The 19,052-nt window shown below is 65.0% G+C and carries 17 protein-coding genes; 10 read left to right on the top strand and 7 right to left on the bottom strand.

What is annotated here, in order from left to right; genetic code table 11:
* Positions 1-177: 177 nt before the first annotated feature.
* The 7 genes from ORS3428_RS00305 to ORS3428_RS00275 all read right to left on the bottom strand — a co-directional run bounded on the left by ORS3428_RS00305 (position 178) and on the right by ORS3428_RS00275 (position 6,934).
* The gene (locus tag ORS3428_RS00305) at positions 178-948 is read right to left on the bottom strand and encodes an L-iditol 2-dehydrogenase (protein ID WP_071093811.1); all 771 of its coding nucleotides are present in this window, start codon (positions 946-948) and stop codon (positions 178-180) included.
* Positions 949-963: 15 nt separating this feature from the next.
* Positions 964-1,722, bottom strand: a complete 759-nt coding sequence (locus ORS3428_RS00300) for an SDR family NAD(P)-dependent oxidoreductase (RefSeq protein ID WP_071093810.1) — start codon at positions 1,720-1,722, stop codon at positions 964-966.
* Between the two features lie 38 nt (positions 1,723-1,760).
* Positions 1,761-2,489 (bottom strand): SDR family oxidoreductase, encoded by a 729-nt coding sequence (locus tag ORS3428_RS00295; RefSeq protein ID WP_071093809.1) that lies wholly within the window; start codon positions 2,487-2,489, stop codon positions 1,761-1,763.
* A gap of 22 nt (positions 2,490-2,511) precedes the next feature.
* A complete protein-coding gene (locus tag ORS3428_RS00290; RefSeq protein WP_071093808.1) occupies positions 2,512-3,765 on the bottom strand; it encodes a sugar ABC transporter permease in 1,254 nt (417 codons plus the stop codon).
* A complete protein-coding gene (locus tag ORS3428_RS00285; RefSeq protein WP_071093807.1) occupies positions 3,762-4,577 on the bottom strand; it encodes an ATP-binding cassette domain-containing protein in 816 nt (271 codons plus the stop codon). Before ORS3428_RS00285 ends, ORS3428_RS00290 begins: the two co-directional genes overlap by 4 nt.
* Positions 4,578-4,737: 160 nt before the next feature.
* Positions 4,738-5,805, bottom strand: a complete 1,068-nt coding sequence (locus tag ORS3428_RS00280; RefSeq protein WP_071093806.1) for an ABC transporter substrate-binding protein — start codon at positions 5,803-5,805, stop codon at positions 4,738-4,740.
* A gap of 244 nt (positions 5,806-6,049) precedes the next feature.
* Positions 6,050-6,934: an AraC family transcriptional regulator gene (locus tag ORS3428_RS00275; RefSeq protein ID WP_071093805.1), complete on the bottom strand. Its 885-nt coding sequence runs from the start codon at positions 6,932-6,934 to the stop codon at positions 6,050-6,052.
* Between the two features lie 278 nt (positions 6,935-7,212).
* Between ORS3428_RS00275 and ORS3428_RS00270 the strand changes: the two genes are divergently transcribed.
* The 10 genes from ORS3428_RS00270 to ORS3428_RS00225 all read left to right on the top strand — a co-directional run bounded on the left by ORS3428_RS00270 (position 7,213) and on the right by ORS3428_RS00225 (position 18,796).
* Complete coding sequence (locus ORS3428_RS00270; RefSeq protein ID WP_071093804.1) at positions 7,213-7,815, top strand: ANTAR domain-containing response regulator; 603 nt, start codon at positions 7,213-7,215, stop codon at positions 7,813-7,815.
* A 2-nt stretch (positions 7,816-7,817) separates the two neighbouring features.
* A complete protein-coding gene (locus ORS3428_RS00265) occupies positions 7,818-9,044 on the top strand; it encodes a CmpA/NrtA family ABC transporter substrate-binding protein (protein WP_071093803.1) in 1,227 nt (408 codons plus the stop codon).
* Positions 9,045-9,405: 361 nt separating this feature from the next.
* On the top strand, positions 9,406-9,585 hold the full coding sequence (locus tag ORS3428_RS00260; RefSeq protein WP_071094031.1) for a twin-arginine translocation signal domain-containing protein: 180 nt from the start codon (positions 9,406-9,408) through the stop codon (positions 9,583-9,585).
* Between the two features lie 47 nt (positions 9,586-9,632).
* Positions 9,633-10,931, top strand: a complete 1,299-nt coding sequence (locus ORS3428_RS00255; RefSeq protein ID WP_071093802.1) for an MFS transporter — start codon at positions 9,633-9,635, stop codon at positions 10,929-10,931.
* A gap of 17 nt (positions 10,932-10,948) precedes the next feature.
* Positions 10,949-13,399, top strand: a complete 2,451-nt coding sequence (gene nirB, locus ORS3428_RS00250) for a nitrite reductase large subunit NirB (RefSeq protein WP_071093801.1) — start codon at positions 10,949-10,951, stop codon at positions 13,397-13,399.
* 271 nt (positions 13,400-13,670) lie between these two features.
* Positions 13,671-14,000 (top strand): nitrite reductase small subunit NirD, encoded by a 330-nt coding sequence (gene nirD, locus ORS3428_RS00245; protein ID WP_071093800.1) that lies wholly within the window; start codon positions 13,671-13,673, stop codon positions 13,998-14,000.
* Positions 14,001-14,003: 3 nt separating this feature from the next.
* Positions 14,004-16,673 carry a nitrate reductase gene (locus tag ORS3428_RS00240; protein WP_071093799.1) on the top strand — a complete coding sequence of 890 codons (2,670 nt, stop codon included), beginning with the start codon at positions 14,004-14,006 and terminating at the stop codon, positions 16,671-16,673.
* 162 nt (positions 16,674-16,835) lie between these two features.
* Complete coding sequence (locus ORS3428_RS00235; protein WP_071093798.1) at positions 16,836-17,801, top strand: RNA polymerase sigma factor; 966 nt, start codon at positions 16,836-16,838, stop codon at positions 17,799-17,801.
* Between the two features lie 106 nt (positions 17,802-17,907).
* Positions 17,908-18,384: a carboxymuconolactone decarboxylase family protein gene (locus ORS3428_RS00230; RefSeq protein ID WP_071093797.1), complete on the top strand. Its 477-nt coding sequence runs from the start codon at positions 17,908-17,910 to the stop codon at positions 18,382-18,384.
* A gap of 112 nt (positions 18,385-18,496) precedes the next feature.
* The gene (locus tag ORS3428_RS00225; RefSeq protein ID WP_071093796.1) at positions 18,497-18,796 is read left to right on the top strand and encodes an antibiotic biosynthesis monooxygenase; all 300 of its coding nucleotides are present in this window, start codon (positions 18,497-18,499) and stop codon (positions 18,794-18,796) included.
* Positions 18,797-19,052 lie beyond the last annotated feature (256 nt).

Below are 19,052 nucleotides of genomic sequence, written 5' to 3'. Positions count from 1 at the left end.
CGGTCAGCAGTCTGGAAATCGACTTGTCGGTGCGCACCCCGGCTCCCCACGCGGCCCGTGATCGTCTTATCGACGCCGACCGCCTTCGCGAACATCCACTCTACACCAAGAGAGATCGTTCCGGGCAGAGCGATTGAGATCGCGGCAAGGCTGCCATCAGCCCGCGCCGCTGGCTGCTCAGCTCATCCAGTTGCCCCCGTCGACATTGAGCATCTGCGCCACGACGTAATCGGAGTCGCTCGAGGCCAGGAAGACGGCCGCGCCGCGATAGTCGTCGGGGTCGCCCATGCGGCCGGCAGGTACTGCCAGCCCGACCTGCCGCTTCTTCTCGCCGATCGGCAAGTGCTCATAGCGCGCGAACAGTGCGTCGACCTGGTCCCACATCGGCGTATCGACCACGCCCGGCGCAATGCCGTTGACGTTGATGCCGTGCTTGATAAGCGCGAGGCCTGCCGATTGCGTAATGCTGATCACGGCGGCCTTGGTCGCGCAGTAGACCGCGACCAGCGCCTCGCCGCGCCGGCCCGCCTGTGAAGCCATGTTGATGATCTTGCCGCGGCGGCCTTGCGCGACCATGCCTTTGGCCACCGCCTGCAGCGTGAACAACAGGCCTTTCACATTGACCGAGAATTGTAGATCGAAGCTTTTTTCCGAAATCTCCAGAAGCGGCCCCATGTCGAAGACCGCGGCATTGTTGACCAGGATGTCGACGCCGCCATGCGTCCTCGTCACCGAATCGACCATCGCCTCGATCGAGGCGAGATCGCGTACGTCGAGCCGCAAGGCGGAAGCCTTGTCGCCCAGTTCTTGCGCTAGCGCTTCCGCCTTGTCTACGCCCACATCGGCGATGACGACTTGGGCGCCCTCGGCGGCGAAGCCGCGCACTATGGCCGCTCCGATGCCTTGCGCGCCGCCGGTCACGACGGCGACCTTGTCCTTCAGTTTCATATCGCTTCTCCTGTCTCAGCGGGTAGTATAGCCACCATCGATGACCAGCACTTCGCCGGTCACATAGCTCGAAGCAGGAGAGCACAGGAAAAGCGCCGCCGCCGCAACCTCCTCGGGCTGGCCGACGCGGCCCATCGGCGTCATGCCGCGCCAGATCGGGAACCATTCGGGATTTTCGATGCCGCCGCGCGACATGTCCGTCTCGACATAACCRGGCGCGACGGCGTTGACGCGGATATTCTCGGCCGCGACCTCGCTGGCGAGGCTCTTGGTCATCATATGCACCGCGGCCTTGGAGCTGTTGTAGGCGACCTGGTTCTGCGGAATGTTGGAGACGATGCCGGAAATCGAGCCGACATTGAGGATCGCGCCGCCGCCCTGGCGGCGCATCGGCGCCAGCGCCGCACGGCAGCAGCGGAACACGGCATCGACATTGATCGCCATCGTCTGCCGCCAGATGTCCTCCGGATAGTCGCCGCTGTCGCCATGCACGGCGATGCCGGCGCTGTTGACGAGGATGTCGAGCCGGCCGGCCCTGGCGAGCGTATCGGCGACCAGCCTGTCCGGCGCCTTTTCGTCCAGCATTTCCGCGGCGAGGAAATCGAAGGCGATGCCGGCGAGTTCCTGCCGTGCATCGTCCCTCATCGTCCGCCCCGCGACGACGACGCGCGCGCCGGCTTCGCCGAGCGCCTTGGCGATGGCGAGGCCGATGCCGCGGGTGCCGCCGGTCACCAGCGCGACCTTGTCGTCCAGCCGGAAGCGGTCGAGGATCATGGCTATGGCTCCATTGTCGTGGAGTGTAGCGGCTGCCTTCAGATGTCCACGCTCTGCGGCAGGATGACGAGATCGCGGATGGTGACGTTGCGCGGCCGTGTCAGCATGAAGAGCACGGCGTCGGCCACTTCCTTGGCTTCCATCAGGCTGCCGGCGGCAAGCGCCTCCTCCATCTTGGCCTTCGGCCAGTCGCTGAGCAACGCTGTCACCACCGGACCGGGAGCGACCGCGCCGACGCGGATGCCGTGCTTCAGAACCTGGCGGCGAACCGTATGGACGAAAGCCTGCACGGCGAATTTCGACGCGGTGTAGATCGGCTCCCAGACCACGGGAACGAAGCCAGCCACCGAACTGGTGACGATGATGTCGCCGCCCTTTTTCTCGATCATATGCGGCAGCACGGCGTGCACCGTGCGAAACACCGCATTGATGTTGAGGTTGAGCATCTTGTCCCACTGGTCGGGATCGCCCGTCGCCACCTCGCCGCCGACATAGGCCCCGGCATTGGCGTGGAAGATGTCCAGGCGACCCGCCTTTTCGAGGATCTCGGGCATCATGCGATTGACGCTCGCCGGATCGAGCAGGTCGGTGACCACGGCGTAAGCGTTGTCGCCCAGCTCGGCGGCAAGCGCATTCAGCCGGTCTTCGGCCCGGTCCACCAGCACGACCTTTGCACCGGCGGCGAGCATGGTGCGGGCGCATTCCAGTCCTATACCGGAGGCAGCACCAGTGATTGCGGCAACCTTGCCGGAGAGACTTTCAGACATTGCGATCCTCTTCGATGAGCCGTCAGGCGCGGCCGTGTGAAACACGCGAGCGGCGGGCGAGAGAATCGACGATGACCGCGATCGCCAGGACGCAGCCGGTGATCATGTACCGGAGCGAGGATGACAGATCGAGCAGCGTCAGGCCGCTTGCGATGGATTGGATGACGATGATGCCGAGCAGCGCCGAATAGGCGCTGCCGCGGCCGCCGAACAGGCTGGTGCCGCCGATGACGGCCGCCGCGATGGCGTTGAGGTTGACGTCGCCGGTGCCGGCCTGCTGGCTGGAGCTGGYGAGCCGCGCGGCCGAGAGCAGGCCGCCGGTCGCGGCAAATGTGGCGCAGAGAGCGAAGGCGCTGGCGTAGATCAGCCGCACATTGATGYCGGCGCGTCGCGCCGCCTCCCGGTTGCCGCCGACGGCGGTCATCGAGCGGCCCCATTGGGTCCGCTTCAGCGCGTAATTCATCGCCACGACCAGGCCGACGAACAGCGCGAACATCCAGGGCACGCCGCGCGAGAGGTTGAGGTAGTAAGTCACCAATTCGAGCACGAGGGTGATCATCACAGCCTGGAACAGAAGCCCGCCGAACGAACGCGACGAAAGCCCGGCGGCCTGGCGGCGCTGCGCCTTGCGATAGCCGAGAGCCAGGGCAAGCACGCCAGGCACCACGGCCAGAGTGTGCGACACCCAGTGCGGCATCACCAGGAGCTGGCCGAAATTCACCAACGGCGAATCATAGGGTAGATTGATCGAGCCGGTCGGGCCGAGGATGTAGAGCTGCATCCCGAGGAAGGCGAGCAGGCCCGACAGCGTTGAAACGAAGCTCGGCATGYCGAGCCGATTGAGCAGCAGCGCATAGACGCAGCCGATCACGAAGCCGACCGCCATGGCGGTGATGATGGCAAGCGCGACCGGCCAGYCCCACTGGACCCACAGCACGCCGAGCAGCGCCGAGGACAGGCCGCTGACGGACCCGACCGACAGGTCGATCTCGCCGACCATCAGGACGCAGACGATACCGAGCGAGATGATGCCGACCGTCGAGCAGTCGAACAATAGGTTGACCAGGTTGTTCGGCGACAGGAAGACCGGGTTGAGCGTCTGGAAGATCGTGCAGATCAGGACCAGCCCGACAACCACGGGCAGCGAGCCGAGATCGCCCGRCCGGATGCGGTCGAGGAAACCTCTGATGGCGCCCCTGGCGCCGCTGCGGTCCTTCAGCCTTTCGTCGCTGCGATCGAGCAGCGCCCCGGGGTTGCGGTCGGAAGCCGTTGTCATGGCTGTTCTCCTCCCTGCGCCTTCTCGGCCGTGCGCCTGCCGCGCCGCGAGACGGCGTTGTCGTCGGCACCGGTTATCGCTGTCACCAGTTCCTGGTTGGATGCCCCGGGCAGGAAGACGCCGTTGTTGCGGCCGAGCCTCAGCACCACGATGCGGTCGGCCACGGCGCGCACGTCCTCCATGTTGTGGCTGATCATGACGACGCCCAATCCGCGATCCCTCACGCGCTCGATGAGGTTGAGCACCTCGGCGGTCTGCGCGACGCCAAGCGCCGCGGTTGGCTCGTCGAGGAGGATCACGCGCGGCTCCATCAACAGCGAGCGGGCAATCGCCACCGTCTGGCGCTGCCCGCCCGAGAGCGACGCCACCGGTTCGCGCACGCTGGGAATTCGCGCGGAGAGCTCGTTGAGCAGCGTCCAGGCGCGGACCTCCATCGAGACTTCGTCGAGGCGAAGCGGGTGGAGTTCGCGGCCGAGGAAGATGTTGGCCACGACATCGAGATTCTCGCAAAGCGCGAGATCCTGGAAGACGGTGGCGATGCCAAGCTTCAGTGCCGCGGCGGGATTGGCAATCGTCACCGGCTGGCCGTCGAAAGTGATCGAGCCGGAGCTCGGCGGATGCGCACCGGCTAGGATCTTCACCAGCGTCGACTTGCCGGCGCCGTTGTCGCCGACCAGGGCGACGATCTCCCCGGCATTGATGTCGAGGTCGACATCAGTGAGCGCCGACACCGCCCCGAAATTCTTCGAGATGCCGCGCAGGCTGAGTACCGGCGGGCGGCTTGTCGTGGGCGGTGCGTCGGGTATTGCCATGGCCTGTCTCTCTTCCCGCGTTTTGGTCGATATGTCCGGCCGCCGGGAGGATGCGGCCGGACACGCCCGGCCGTCGGCCCCTTGGGGCTGCCGAGCGCAGGCGACGCGGTCTGGGCCGCGTCGCTTCTGGGAGACGATGCGGCTTCAGCCGCATCGCTCCTTATTCAATGCCGAGCTTCTTGCAGCCTTCGGCGTAGCGGTCGGTGCAGAGCTGGGCTGCTGTCTGGATCTTCTTGTCGATGATCTCGGCCTTGAGATTCTCCTGAGTCACCACCGCCGGCACGAAGAGCTGCGAGGGCGTATCGTAGAGTGTCGTCTCGGCTTTCGGAGTCTCGCCCTTGAGAAGCTGCACCGCGACGTTTGCTGCCGCGGCGGCGACGATTTCGCTCGGCTTCGAAATAGTGTTGTACTGGTCGCCGGCAATGATGAGCTGCAAGGCGGCGATCGTGGCGTCGTTGCCCGTCACCGTCGGCACCGGATCGACGCCGGCTGCCTTGAACGCGGCGATGGCGCCGCCGCCGGTGCCGTCATTGGCGGCGACCACGCCGACGATCTTGTTACCGAAGCGCGCGATCTGGCCCGCTGCCCATTGCTGGGCATTCGACGGCGCCCAGTTCGGCGTGTCGAACTCGGCGAGCGTCTTGTAGCTGCCGGTCTTGAGGCCCTCATGGATGCCGTCCTTGATAAGGCCCGCCGCGGCGTCGGTCGGAGAGCCGTTGATCTGCAGCACGCCGACATCGCCGTCGCTCGACACGCCCTTGGCCTTGAGGTGCTCGACCAGCGAGGCGGCGATCGCCTTGCCGATGGCCTTGTTGTCGAACGACACGTAGAAGTCGGCCTTGGCCGTGGGGATCGGCCGATCATAGGCGATAACCTTGACGCCCTGGGCCTGCGCGTTGTGCACCAGCGACGCCGCCGCCGCGGAATCGACCGGATCGAGCACGACGACCTTGGCGCCCTGGGTGATGACCGAATTGAATTGCTGCTGCTGCTTGGTGACGTCGGCGTCGGCATTGAGGTAGAGCACCTTGCAGCTGTCGCAGAGCTTCTTCATTTCGGCCACGAAGCCCGGATGGTCATGCTCCTCGTAACGCGTCGAGCCCTGGTCGGGCATCAGGAACGCGATCGTGGAACCGGCGATATCCTGCGCGTTGGCAAACGTCGCGCCGAAGGCGAGGCTCGAGACGGCCATCGCGGCCGCTGTCAATCTGGACATGTATCTGGACATAAGGTCTTCYCCATTCCCGTTGTTTGATGTAATAGACATCGACATCAGGCCGCGAATGTCAGATCGCACTGCCCTATCGGAAGTCTAGTGAAACTCGTGCACCAGCATCACGGCTTCCTCCCGCTGGAATTGCACGAGGCAATACTTACCTGTCGCTGGTTCGCTTGCGCGAGCCATCGCTTCGTCTATGATCTCATCTAGGCCTGTTTTTCCTCCCAAACTCCTTTCTATGCGGCGCGCGCGTCTATGCGGCGCGCGCGGCCGCGAAATTATCCGCAACCAATCGTCTGAACTGCGACGGCGGCATGCCCTTCTCGGCCAGGAACTGGCGGTTGAAGTTCGACAGATTGTTGAACCCGACCTCGAAGCAGATGTCCGATATCTGTGCCTGCTCGTCGCTCATCAGGATCTGGCATGCGAGGTTGATGCGCAGGCGCTTGATGTATTGAAGCAGCGACATCCCGGTATGCTTACGAAACGAGCGCGAGAAGGCGCTCGGAGTCTGCCCGGCGATCGCCGCCAGGTCGCCTTCATCGAATTGCTGGGTGAGGTTCTCGCGGATATAGGCCAGCGCCTGGTTCATCCCCGCCGACATATATCCCGACGGGTCAGGCAGATAGCTTTCGCTGGCGAGCACGCGCGGCGCGCTCTCGCGGCTCAGCGCTTCCATGATCGACATGAACAGGCTGATCCGGTGCACGCCATAGGCATGCGTGATCTCCGCCAGCAGCGGCATAACCTCCCTGCTCACGCTCCTGCTGAACAGGACGCCGCGCCGCGACAGGTCGAGCAGCGGAGAAACGGCGCCAAGCTCGGGAAAGGTGGCGATCGCCCCGCCGATGAATTCCTCGCTGAACTGGATCAGCCTGCAGCGCAGGGGAACGGACTGGCCATCGGGAACCTCGCTGATCCAGTTGTGCGGCAGGTTCGGACCGGTGAGCACGAGATTGCCGATCYCGAACTCGCCGATGAAGTCGCCGACGAAATAGCGGCCCTTGGTCGCGACGATCTGGTGYAGTTCGTATTCCGGATGAAAATGCCAGCGCACGGTATGGTACGGATAACCATGCCACCTCACCGCGAATGACTCGCCAGGCCTTATCTGTATGACTTCCAGATCGGGTCCCATTGTTTCCTCCCGGAGGCTGTCAGGGGCTTTCAGCCTTCGAACCGCGGCCGTTTTTTTCCGGCTCATCTAGGTCAGGATAACGGCGGTCAGGAATGTCCGCCACCTCGCCACGCCGCGCCGACTGATACGTTTTTGGCCGTTTTGGGCCAGCGAAGGCCCTGTCTTCGGAAATCCGGCAGTTTGAACATCGGGATGCGAAGATCGACTAAGCGCCACAGAGTTGCTTTCAGGTCACACTACCGCATTGCACAATTTCTGGCCGACTGCACAATAGGCGCATGCTGGCCGGTTCGTTGACCATCCTTGTTATCGATGAGAACCRCATCCGCGCGTCGATCATCGAGGCCGGATTGCGGGACGCCGGCCATTTGCATGTCACCGTGGTCCATGACGTGGCCGGCATCGCCAAGCGCATCGCCGATATCGAGCCGGACGTCATTGTCATCGATCTCGAAAATCCCAACCGCGACATGCTGGAGAACATGTTCCAGCTTTCGCGCGCGGTGAAACGGCCGATCGCGATGTTTGTCGACCGCTCCGACCGGGCCTCGATCGAGGCGGCGGTCGATGCCGGCGTGTCCGCCTATGTGGTCGACGGGCTGAAGAAGGAGCGCATCAAGCCGATCCTCGACATGGCGATCAGCCGCTTCAATGCCTTCTCGCGCATGGCGCGCGAATTGGAGGAAGCACGCAGCGAGCTCGAGAACCGCAAAGTGGTCGACCGGGCCAAGGGCATATTGATGAAGTCGCGCGGCTTGAGCGAGGAGGCTGCCTACGCGCTTCTGCGCAAAACCGCCATGAACCAGAACCGCAAGATCGCCGAGATCGCCCACAGCCTGGTGACGGCGGCAGGGCTGCTGGGACCGCTGGAGGGCGAATGAGCATGGCCGCTGCACATGAGATCACCGCCGGCTTCATGCCGCTCTTCGACAGCGCGGTTCTGGTGGCGGCCAGCGAGATGGGCTTTGCCGCCCGCGAGGGCATCGAGCTCAAGCTGCATCGCGAGACCTCCTGGGCCAACATCCGCGACCGCATCGCCATCGGCCATTTCGACGTCGCCCATATGCTGGGACCGATGCCGCTCGCCTGCAGCCTTGGCCTCACGCCGCTTGCCTCCGAGACCATAGTCCCCTTCTCGCTCGGGCTCGGCGGCAACTGCGTCACCGTCTCCAGTGCGCTGTGGGAAGGCATGTCGGCGCACGGCGCCGCGCCCGACCTCGATCCGGCGCGTGCCGGGGCGGCGCTGGGCGCGCTGATCCGCGAGCGGGCGGCTGCCGGCCGCGAGCCTCTGCGTTTCGCCGTCGTGCACCCGCATTCGGGACATAATTACGAGCTGCGCTATTGGCTCGCCGCCTGCGGCATCGATCCCGACCGCGATATCGAGATCGTCATCGTGCCGCCGCCCTTCATGGCCGATGCGCTCTCCGCCGGCCGCATCGACGGCTATTGCGTCGGCGAGCCCTGGAATAGCGCCGCAGTTACCGCCGGCACCGGCCGCATCGTCACCGTCAAGGCGCTGCTATGGCGCAACAGCCCGGAAAAGGTAATCGGCGTGCGGAGGGCCTGGGCCGAGGAGAATCCGGATGCGCTGGCTGCGCTACTGAGAGCGCTGCATCATTCCGCCCGCTGGTGCCAGAACCCGGCAAATCGCGACGAACTGGCCACGCTGATGGCGAGGTCCGCCTTCCTCRATCAGCCGGAGGCGATCCAGATGCCGGCGCTCACCGGGCACCTTCAGCTCGGAGGAGGCGTGGAGCGGCATGTAGAGGATTTCTTCCTGCCCTTCGACAAGGCTGCGAACTTTCCCTGGAAGAGCCACGCGCTTTRGTTCTACACGCAAATGGTGCGCTGGGGGCAGTTGCCGCATACGCCGCAAAACCTGGCCGTCGCGCGCGACTGCTATCGGCCCGACCTCTACCGCTCGGCGCTCAAGCCGCTCGGCGTGGCGCTCCCCGGCGCCAATGCCAAAGTCGAAGGGGCGCTGAAGGCGGCGACGCCGGTCGGCTCGGCGGGAGCGAGCCTTGTGCTTGGGCCCGACGGATTTTTCGATGGCCAGATCTTCGATCCGGACCGGATCGACGCCTACATCGCCGGCCAAAAGCGCACCTGATCATTTGCGCGCCATTCTTGTGCATTGCACAAAATTTATGCGCGCTGCCTGCCCCGTTGATCAATGTTTGACCGGGTTGCCGTCTGGTCGTATCAGCTCCTGATGCGCTTATCAGTTTGATTTTCCATCAAATTCGCCTTCGACGCAAAACTGGCACGCTTCGTGCTTTGAAATAGTCGAGCCCCTCGCGGGGCAATAGAACAGGCGTCCAATGGCGGGCGCCACAGGCAAAGCTGCCGCTCAGGTCAACGCGCGATCCCGGATGTACGGACGCGAGAGGCCTGGACGGCAGCTTTTTTGTTTTGGACCCGAGCACGCAATCGACGGCGCCGATCCCAGGCGGCGCCAACCGGAGACGACGATGACGAAACGGATCGGAACGGGCGCTTCACTGAAAGACTTCACCCGCCGCGATTTCCTGGCGAGCAGCGCCTTGACGGCGGCGCTGTTCATCGCCGCGCTCCTGCTGTTCCCCGCCAGCCACGAAACTGAGGGCAATGGCCCTCAAGTGACCGCGCAAGTCCCGGTCCCGCCGCGCTGACCGATGCCGCGCTTCTGACCCTCCCACGCCGCAAACCGGAGCCGACCATGACCGCAAACCTCCCAGACGCGCAAAGCCAGGACAGCAGTTCCCGGCAGGCGCTCGTCATGTCCACCATCGCCTTTACCGTGTGCTTTGCGGTATGGACGATCTTTTCGATCATCGGCGTTCGCATAAAGCAGGAGCTCGGCCTGAACGAGACCGAATTCGGCCTGCTGGTCGGCACGCCGATCCTCACCGGTTCGCTCGTGCGCATGGTGCTTGGCGTCTGGACCGACCGCTACGGCGGCCGCCTTGTCTACACCATGACCATGCTTGCGGCCGCGGTCGCCACCTTCCTGCTCGCTTTTGCGCATACCTATGAGCAGATGCTGGTCGCCGCGCTCGGAGTCGGGCTCGCAGGCGGCTCCTTCGCCGTCGGCGTCGCCTATGTGTCGCGCTTCTTCCCGGCAGGCAGGCAAGGCACCGCGCTCGGCATCTTCGGCGTCGGCAATGTCGGCGCCGCGGTGACGAAATTCGCCGCGCCTTTCGTGCTGATTGCCTGGGGTTGGCAGTCGGTCGCACTGATCTGGGCTGCGGCGCTGGTCGCCATGGCCGTGGTGTTCTGGTTCACGACCGACGACGATCCGGTCATCCGCGAACGCCGCGCCGGCGAGGCCGCGCCGGCAAGAAGCTTCTGGCAGGAATTCGCGCCGCTGAAGAACCTGCAGGTCTGGCGCTTCGCCTTCTACTACTTCTTTTCCTTCGGTGCGTTCGTGGCGCTGTCGCTCTGGCTGCCGCGCTATCTCATCGGCGTCTACGGCTTCGGCATCGCCACCGCCGGCATGTTCGGCGCCGCCTATTCGATCCCCGCAAGCATCTTCCGCGCCTATGGCGGCGTGCTTTCCGACCGCATCGGTGCCCGCACCGTGCTCTACTGGACCTTCAGCGTCTGTGCCGTCGCGACCCTCGTTCTGTCTCTCCCCTCGGCAGACTATGTCGTGCGCGGCATCAGCGGGCCGATCCCCTTCCACTTCGAGATCGGCCCGCTCGCTTTCATCGCCGTGGCCTTCGTGCTCGGCTTCTTCATGAGCCTCGGCAAGGCCGCCGTCTACAAGCACATCCCCGCCTACTATCCGCAAAGCGTCGGCGCGGTTGGCGGCGTGGTCGGCATGATCGGCGGCCTCGGCGGTTTCGTTCTGCCGATCGCCTTCGGCGCGCTGAACGACCTCACCGGCGTCTGGTCGAGCTGCTTCATGCTGCTCTTCCTGATCGTGGTCTCGTGCCTCGTCTGGATGCACGTCGCCATCCGCCGGATGGAGCGCGCCCCCGTCAAGCCCGCGTCCCTTTCCTACGCCGCCGAATAGATCGGGTGAGAACGGACATGAGCGAAAAACTCGTCATCATCGGCAACGGCATGGCGCCAGGCAGGATGCTGGAGCACCTGCTGGAAGCCGCGCCCGACCGCTACAGCGTCACCATCTTCAACGCCGAGYCGCGCGTGAACTACGACCGCATCATGCTGTCGCCGGTGCTTTCGGGCGAGAAGGAATTCGAGGAAATCGTCATCCACGGCGACGGCTGGTACATCAAGCACGGCATCACGCTCTACAAGGGTCACAGGATCGTCGCCATCGACAGGGACGCGAAGACCGTCACCTCGGACCATGGCGTGACCGAAAGCTACGACAGGCTCGTCATCGCCACCGGCTCGGTGCCCTTCATCATCCCGGTGCCCGGCAAGGACTTGCCCGGCGTGCTCACCTATCGCGACCTCGACGACGTCAACGCCATGCTGCTTGCCGCGCAGTCGCGCGCCAAGGCCATCGTCATCGGCGGCGGCCTGCTCGGTCTCGAAGCCGCGGCCGGACTCAAGGAGCGCGGCATGGACGTCACCGTCCTCCACGTCATGCCGACGCTGATGGAGCGCCAGCTCGATCCGGCTGCCGGCTACCTGCTGCAGAAGGCCGTCGAGGCGCGCGGCATCAAGGTGATGACCAAGGCCAACACCAAGGCCATTTTCGGCAACGGCAAGGTCGAGGGCGTCGAGCTCATGGACGGCACGATCATCCCCGCAACGCTCGTGGTGATGGCGGTCGGCATCCGTCCGAACAGCTCCCTGGCCAAGGAAGCCGGACTGGAGGTCAATCGCGGCATCGTCGTCGACGACCGCATGCAGACGTCCGATCCCGCGATCATGGCGCTCGGCGAATGCGCGGAGGTCGGCGRCCACGTCTACGGGCTGGTCGCCCCTCTCTACGAGATGGCCCGCGTTGCGGCTGCCAGGCTRGCGGACGGCGAGGACAAGCGCTTCGTCCACTCAGACACGCCCACCAAGCTCAAGGTCACCGGCATCGACCTTTATTCGCTGGGCGACTTCGCCGACGGCGACGATCGCGAGGAGATCATCCTGCGCGACGCATCGGCCGGCGTCTACAAGCGTGTCGTGTTGCAGGACAACCGCATCATCGGCACGGTGCTGTTCGGCGAGACCGCCGACGGTGCCTGGTTCAACGACCTCAAGAAGAAGGCGACCGATATCTCCGAGATGCGCGACACGCTGATCTTCGGTCAGGCGTTCCAGGGAGGCGCTTCCTCGGACCCTTTGGCGGCCGTTGCGGCACTGGCGGATGATGCGGAAATCTGCGGCTGCAACGGCGTCTGCAAGGGCAAGATCACCGGCGCGATCACGAGCAAAGGCTTGACCGGCCTCGATGACGTGCGCGCCCACACCAAGGCCTCGGCCTCCTGCGGCTCGTGCACGGGTCTCGTCGAGCAGCTCCTGAAGCTCACGCTGGGCGATGCCTACAATCCGGCGGCCGTGCAGCCGATGTGTGCCTGCACAACGCTCGGCCACGACGACGTGCGCTGCCTGATCAAGACGAAGGGCCTGAAGACGATACCCGCCGTCATGCAGGAGCTCGAATGGAAGACCTCCTGCGGCTGCGCCAAATGCCGGCCGGCGCTCAACTACTATCTCGTCTGCGATTGGCCGGACCAATATGCCGACGACTACCAGTCGCGCTTCATCAACGAACGCGTGCATGCGAACATCCAGAAGGACGGCACCTATTCGGTCGTGCCGCGCATGTGGGGCGGGGTGACCAGCGCCAGCGAATTGCGCRCCATTGCCGACGTGGTCGACAAGTTCCGCATCCCGACGGTGAAGGTGACCGGCGGCCAGCGCATCGACATGCTGGGCATCCGCAAGGAGGACCTGCCGGCGGTATGGGCCGATCTCGGCAAGGCTGGCTTCGTCTCCGGCCATGCCTATGCCAAGGGCCTGCGCACGGTGAAGACTTGCGTCGGCTCCGACTGGTGCCGCTTCGGCACGCAGGATTCGACGGGGCTGGGCATCCGCATCGAGAAGTTCATGTGGGGCTCCTGGACGCCGGCCAAGGTGAAGATGGCGGTGTCGGGATGCCCCCGCAACTGCGCGGAGGCGACCTGCAAGGATGTCGGCGTGGTCTGCGTCGACTCTGGTTACGAGATCCACTTCGCCGGAGCCGCCGGCCTCGACATCAAGGGCACCGAAGTGCTCGGCCTGGTGAAGACCGAGGACGAGGCGCTGGAGGTGATCGTGGCGCTCGTCCAGATGTATCGCGAGCAGGCCCGCTATCTGGAGCGCATCTACAAATGGGCCAAGCGCATCGGCACCGCCGAGATCAAAAAGCAGATCCTGGACGACGTCGAGAAGCGCCGCGCCTATTTCGAGCGCTTCGTCTTTTCCCAGAAATTCGCGCAGGTCGACCCGTGGTCGGAGCGCGTCTCCGGCAAGGACAAGCACGAGTTCCGGCCAATGGCTTTGGTCGGGTTTGCGGAGGCGGCGGGGTGATGGAGAGGTTGGCGCGAGACACCGCAGCAATGTCCGGTCGTTCGGTTGACCTCTGGCCGGCGTCGAGCTTGAACACCCCCCTCTGGCCTGCCGGCCATCTCCCCCGCAAGGGGGGAGATCGGATGTCATCCCGGCTTTCGCCAAACTCCAAGGTTGCAGAATTGGGCGGGGCGCCCAAGCTGCCAATCTCCCCCCTTGCGGGGGAGATGGCCGGCAGGCCAGAGGGGGGTGCCTGGGCGCTTTCCTTTCCGTCCAAGACGAGGAAGGTTGCATGAACTGGATCGCCATCGGCTCCCTCTCGGACATCCCTCGCCGCGGCGCGCGCTGCGTGGCCACCCCGCAAGGCAAGATCGCCGTCTTCCGCACTGCGGAGGATCAGGTCTATGCCATAGACGACCATTGCCCGCACAAGGGTGGGCCGCTGAGCCAAGGCATCGTCCATGGCGCGGCGGTGACCTGCCCGTTGCACAACTGGGTGATCTCGCTGGAGACCGGCAAGGCGCTCGGCGCCGACGAAGGCTTGGTCAGGACAATCCCGGTCAGGATCGAGGGCGAGCGGCTCTTCATCGCGCTTGAAGCGCTGGCCTCGAAAGCGGCCTGAGGCATGGAAGACGCACGCGAGGTGAGGACCACCTGCCCCTATTGCGGGGTGGGATGTGGCGTGCTGGCCGGGATCGCCGCAGACGGCAAGGCTGCCGTCCGCGGCGATCCCGAGCACCCGGCCAATTTCGGCCGGCTCTGCTCGAAGGGTGCCGCCCTTGCCGAGACGCTTGGCCTTGAAAGCCGTCTGCTCCAGCCGGAGATCGGCGGCAGGCAGGCAAGCTGGGACGAAGCGCTCGACCTCGTGGCCGCGAAATTCTCGCAGGCGATTGCCGAGCACGGGCCGGACTCGGTTGCCTTCTACGTCTCCGGCCAGTTGCTCACCGAAGACTATTACGTCGCCAACAAGCTGATGAAGGGCTTCATCGGCTCAGGCAACATCGACACCAATTCGCGGCTCTGCATGGCTTCCTCGGTCGCCGGCCACCGCCGCGCTTTCGGCGAGGATATCGTCCCCGGCGTCTATGAGGATTTCGAGAGCGCCGATCTCATCGTGCTCACCGGCTCCAATACGGCATGGTGCCATCCCGTCCTCTACCAGCGCATGCTCGCGGCGCGAAAGGAACGCGGAACAAGGATCGTCGTCATCGACCCGCGCCGCACCGCCACGGCCGACGAGTGCGACCTGCATCTGGCGCTTGATCCCGGCACGGATGTGCTTCTGTTCAACGGCCTGCTCGCGCATCTCACCCGCGCCGAAARGATCGATACCGGCTTCATTCGCGACCATACGTCTGGCTTCGATGCCGCAGCCGGGCTGGCCGGCGCCGACGCGCCGTCGATCGCGCGTGTCGCCAAAGGCTGCGGTCTCGCTGCGGCCGATGTCCAGGCCTTCTACGATCTCTTCGCCGAGACCGAGCGGACGGTCACCGTCTACAGCCAGGGCGTCAATCAGTCGGCGCATGGAACCGACAAGGTCAACGCCATCATCAACTGCCACCTCGCCACCGGCCGCATCGGCAAACCCGGYATGGGACCGTTCTCTGTCACGGGACAGCCGAACGCCATGGGCGGCCGCGAGGTGGGAGGTCTGGCCAACCAGCTTGCCGCGCATATGGACTTCGCCGACGAGGCGAACATCGACCGGGTCTCCCGCTTCTGGAAGGCGCCCGACATCGCACGGCGCGCCGGCCTCAAGGCCGTGGACATGTTCCAAGCGGTTGCCGACGGCCGCATCAAGGCCCTTTGGGTCATGGGCACCAATCCGGCCGTCAGCATGCCGGACGCTTCGCGTGTGCGCGCCGCGCTCGCCAAATGCGATTTCGTCGCGGTTTCGGATGTGACGCGCACGGACACCACGCGCTATGCCGACGTGCTGCTGCCGGCCGCCGCCTGGGGCGAGAAGGACGGCACGGTCACCAATTCGGAACGGCGCCTCTCGCGCCAGCGACCCTTCCTGCCGCCGCCGGGCGAAGCGAAGGCCGACTGGCGCATCATTTGCGAGGTCGCCGCGCGCATGGGCTTCGGCGATGCCTTCGCCTACCGGATGCCGGCCGAGATCTTCCGCGAGCATGCTGCGCTATCTGCCTTCGAGAACCATGGCGAGCGCCTGCTCGACCTCGGCGGCCTGGCAGACCTCGACGACGCGCAATACTCCGCCTTCGCGCCGCGCCACTGGCCGGCTCCGGACCGGAGCAAGCAGCGGACAAGATTGTTCGCCGACGGCCGCTTTCCGACACCCGACGGCCCGGCGCGCTTTGTGCCGGTGCGRCAGGAGTCGACGGCTTTCACGGTCGATGCCGACTATCCGCTTGTCCTGAACACCGGCCGGCTGCGCGACCAATGGCACACCATGACGCGTACCGGGAATGTGCCGCGCCTGGTGGCGAACGCGCCGGAGCCCGCCGTCGACCTCAATCCGGCGGATGCGGCCGCGCACCATCTCAACGACGGCGACCTCGCCCATCTTTCGACGCGCTTCGGTTTCGTTCGCGCCAGGGTGCGGGTGACGGATGCTCAGCGCCGCGGCCATGCCTTCATGCCCATGCACTGGAGCGGCCAGTTCGCGGCCAAAGCCGCGGCCGGCCTGCTGTCCTCGCCCGTCACCGATCCGCATTCCGGCCAGCCGGAGCTCAAGCATGTCCCGGCGAGGATCGTGCGGGAAAACACCGGCTGGGCCGGCGTGCTGATCACGCAGCGCGATCTCAGGCCGACAGGTTTCGTCCACTGGAGCCGCCGCGCGGTCGAGGGCGGCTGGGTCTACGAGCTGACGGGAACCGAACCGCCGGACCAGGGCATTCTCCTGGCGCGCAAGCTGCTAAGCGTGCAACGGCAGGATCAGCTCCTGGAATACACCGATCGCCGCGGGCTCGCCTATCGCGCCGCAGCCATCGACGAAAGCGGCGCCATGGCCGAAGCCCTGCTGGTCGCCGCTCCCGACCAGTTGCCGATGCGGGACTGGCTGGTGTCGCTCTTGGCCACCCGCCAGCCGCTGTCGGCAACCGACCGCCACGCGCTGTTGTCCGGACGCTCGCCCGTGCCCATGCCCGCCATCGGCCGGGTCGTCTGCTCGTGCTTCCATGTCGGCGTCAACCAGCTCGTGTCGGCGGTCGCAGCCGGATGCGACAGTCTGGAGGCGATCGGCTCGACGCTGCGCGCCGGCACCAACTGCGGTTCGTGCCGTTCGGAGATCAGAGCGATCATCGAGGCCGGCCACGTTCAGGCGGCCGAGTAAAATCGCCGGAACCGATCAAGGGATCACCGCCTCTTCGAGAAACTGCGAACCGCACACGAGCTGCTAACCCTGCCCGAAACCGCAAAACCGTCTCGTCTCGAGCGAACTTTTCTTTCCGTCGCGCATCTTGGATGATGGTAGGGTCGAAATCCGGAGGCGCGTATGGAGCAAATGGGCCTTGCGCAGCGGAAAGGGACCAGCGATGCGACGCTCGTCCTCGAGGCCAGGAATGGCCAAGTACACAGCCTCGGTCTGCTATTCGAGCGCCACCGGCCGCAGCTCTATGCGGCGGCCGTCTCGCTGCTCGGTTACACGAGCAATGCCGAGGATGCCGTCCACGACACTTTCCTGACCGCGCTCGCCCGGCTCGACCAGTTGCGCGAGCCCGCGGCTGTCGGCGGATGGCTTCACGCCATCCTCAGGAACTGCTGCCTGATCGAGCGGCGGCGCCGCCGGCCCCAGATCGGCGGCGCGGAGGCGGAGCAGCATTTTCGCGAAATCCCGGACGACGAGCGGATCGAGACCGGCATCGAAAGCCGCGAACTGCGCGACTGGGTGTGGGCGGCATTGCGGAAGCTGCCGGAAGAGCACCGCGCCACGGTGATGCTGCGCTATTTCAGCTTCTACAATTCCTACGAGGAGGTTTCGTCCATCCTCGGCGTGCCGGTCGGCACCGTGCGGAGCCGGCTGTTCGATGCCAAGATCAGACTGTCCGATCTGCTCCTGTCTGCCGCGGGCCGCGACGAGGCGCACGAGAAACTCCAGACGGAACGCCAGTCGTTTTACGAAGACGCCTTCCGCACACTTTATCGCGGCCAGCGGGACAGGTTCCTCTCGCACTTCGCCGACGACCTGCATCTGATCTGGTCAACCACCGGAAACCGCTTCCGCGGCCGGGCGCATTTCGACGCGGAGATGGATTCAGATCTGCAAACGGGCGTGCGCGTTCAGCCGAAACGGATCATGGCGAGCGACAACATCACCGTGCTTGAAGCGGCGATCGCCAACCCGCCGGAAACGCCCAATCTCTGCCCGCCCGGCGTCGTGATGGTCATGACGGAGGGCGCAGCGCAGGTGGAGCGCCTCCACCTCCATATGGCTGCGCGTCCTCCGTTTCCCATGGGCTGATCTTGCCGCGAAAGCTCGCTCTCGCCGAGCGAACTTTCCCGGCGGCGAATGCATCTCTTTCCTGTAGGGACCGCAGTGCGTCCCCGGACCAGGAAGGAGTTCCATCATGACCGCTTTGCTTTCAACCTTCGCGCGGATGCTGGCAGCCGGCGGCGCCGCGGCCTTTCTCACCTATGTCCCGATGCCCGCTTACGCCGGCGATGCATCCAATGCCCTCGCCACAACCCATAAGGACATCGAGCAGACCTTCGGCAAAGTGCCGGATTTCCTCAAGGCGTTCCCCGAAAGCGGGTTGCCCGGGGCCTGGGCGGAAACCAAGGCTCTTGAGTTCAGCGACGGCGCCCTGACGGTGAAGACCAAGGCCCTGATCTCGCTCGCCGTGTCGGCGCAGATCCCTTGCAATTACTGCATCTGGTCCGACACGGTCTCGGCCAGGCAGGCGGGCGCCACCGACGCCGAAATCAAGGAAGCCGTGGCGATGGCGGCCATCACACGGCACTGGAGCACGATCTTCAACGGCATGCAGGTGGACTTCGAGYAGTTCAAGAAGGACTTGGGCGGCGACGCCGCGGCCAGCAAGTAGCCGGCTGCGGCGTCAGCCTTCGGCGAGCGGCGGCAACAGCTTCCGCTTCGCCGGGGGCCTCGGCGCTGCCTTCGCCATCTGTACGAAACCAGCCCCATTTCCGGAGAGTCACATGACCGCGTATAATGTCGTTCGCTTTCGCACCAAGCCCGACAAGGCCTGGGCGTTCATCGAGGCGCATGAAAGAGCCGTCATCGGCGTGCCGGGTTTCCTCAGGGGCGCTCTCGTCGAGACCGGCGACCGCACGTTCTGCTTCGTCGGCGAGTGGGACGGCATGGAAAGCCTCGCCGCGGCGCGGCCCGCCATGGTCGCCATTCTCGATTCATTCCGCGACCTGCTCGAAGATCTGGGCGGCGGTCTTGGCGTGACCGATCCGGTTTCCGGCATGGTCGTCGCCGAAGTGAAGGCGTGACCGATAGCCCGGGTCCGGCTCTGATCACCGCTTCCTCGAGGAGCGGCTCGTTGTGCGGTATGCGCTCGTTACAGAACGGTGACAGCGTCACACATCGGGCCGCCTCAATTCAACTTTAATGAGAGGCGCGGGCGGGTTCTTTGGGGCTTCCGTCCCTCGCCATGATATTCGGCGCGCTCAACAATGCGCTTGCGACACCCATGGTCGCCGACCATAGTCCGCATAGGTGAAATCAGATTCCATTTGTTGCGGCGCA

It is taken from the genome of Mesorhizobium sp. ORS 3428, assembly GCF_001854785.1.
Classification (GTDB): domain Bacteria; phylum Pseudomonadota; class Alphaproteobacteria; order Rhizobiales; family Rhizobiaceae; genus Mesorhizobium.
This window is presented reverse-complemented; position numbering and strand designations above follow the sequence as displayed.

What these genes read in the sequence shown, in the direction of transcription:
- ORS3428_RS00305 (WP_071093811.1), bottom strand. Translation starts at nt 948, where the DNA reads ATGAAACTGAAGGACAAGGTCGCCGTCGTGACCGGCGGCGCGCAAGGC.
- ORS3428_RS00285 (WP_071093807.1), bottom strand. Translation starts at nt 4,577, where the DNA reads ATGGCAATACCCGACGCACCGCCCACGACAAGCCGCCCGCCGGTACTC.
- ORS3428_RS00280 (WP_071093806.1), bottom strand. Translation starts at nt 5,805, where the DNA reads ATGTCCAGATACATGTCCAGATTGACAGCGGCCGCGATGGCCGTCTCG.
- ORS3428_RS00235 (WP_071093798.1), top strand. Translation starts at nt 16,836, where the DNA reads ATGGAGCAAATGGGCCTTGCGCAGCGGAAAGGGACCAGCGATGCGACG.
- ORS3428_RS00255 (WP_071093802.1), top strand. Translation starts at nt 9,633, where the DNA reads ATGACCGCAAACCTCCCAGACGCGCAAAGCCAGGACAGCAGTTCCCGG.
- ORS3428_RS00260 (WP_071094031.1), top strand. Translation starts at nt 9,406, where the DNA reads ATGACGAAACGGATCGGAACGGGCGCTTCACTGAAAGACTTCACCCGC.
- ORS3428_RS00225 (WP_071093796.1), top strand. Translation starts at nt 18,497, where the DNA reads ATGACCGCGTATAATGTCGTTCGCTTTCGCACCAAGCCCGACAAGGCC.
- ORS3428_RS00295 (WP_071093809.1), bottom strand. Translation starts at nt 2,489, where the DNA reads ATGTCTGAAAGTCTCTCCGGCAAGGTTGCCGCAATCACTGGTGCTGCC.
- nirD (WP_071093800.1), top strand. Translation starts at nt 13,671, where the DNA reads ATGAACTGGATCGCCATCGGCTCCCTCTCGGACATCCCTCGCCGCGGC.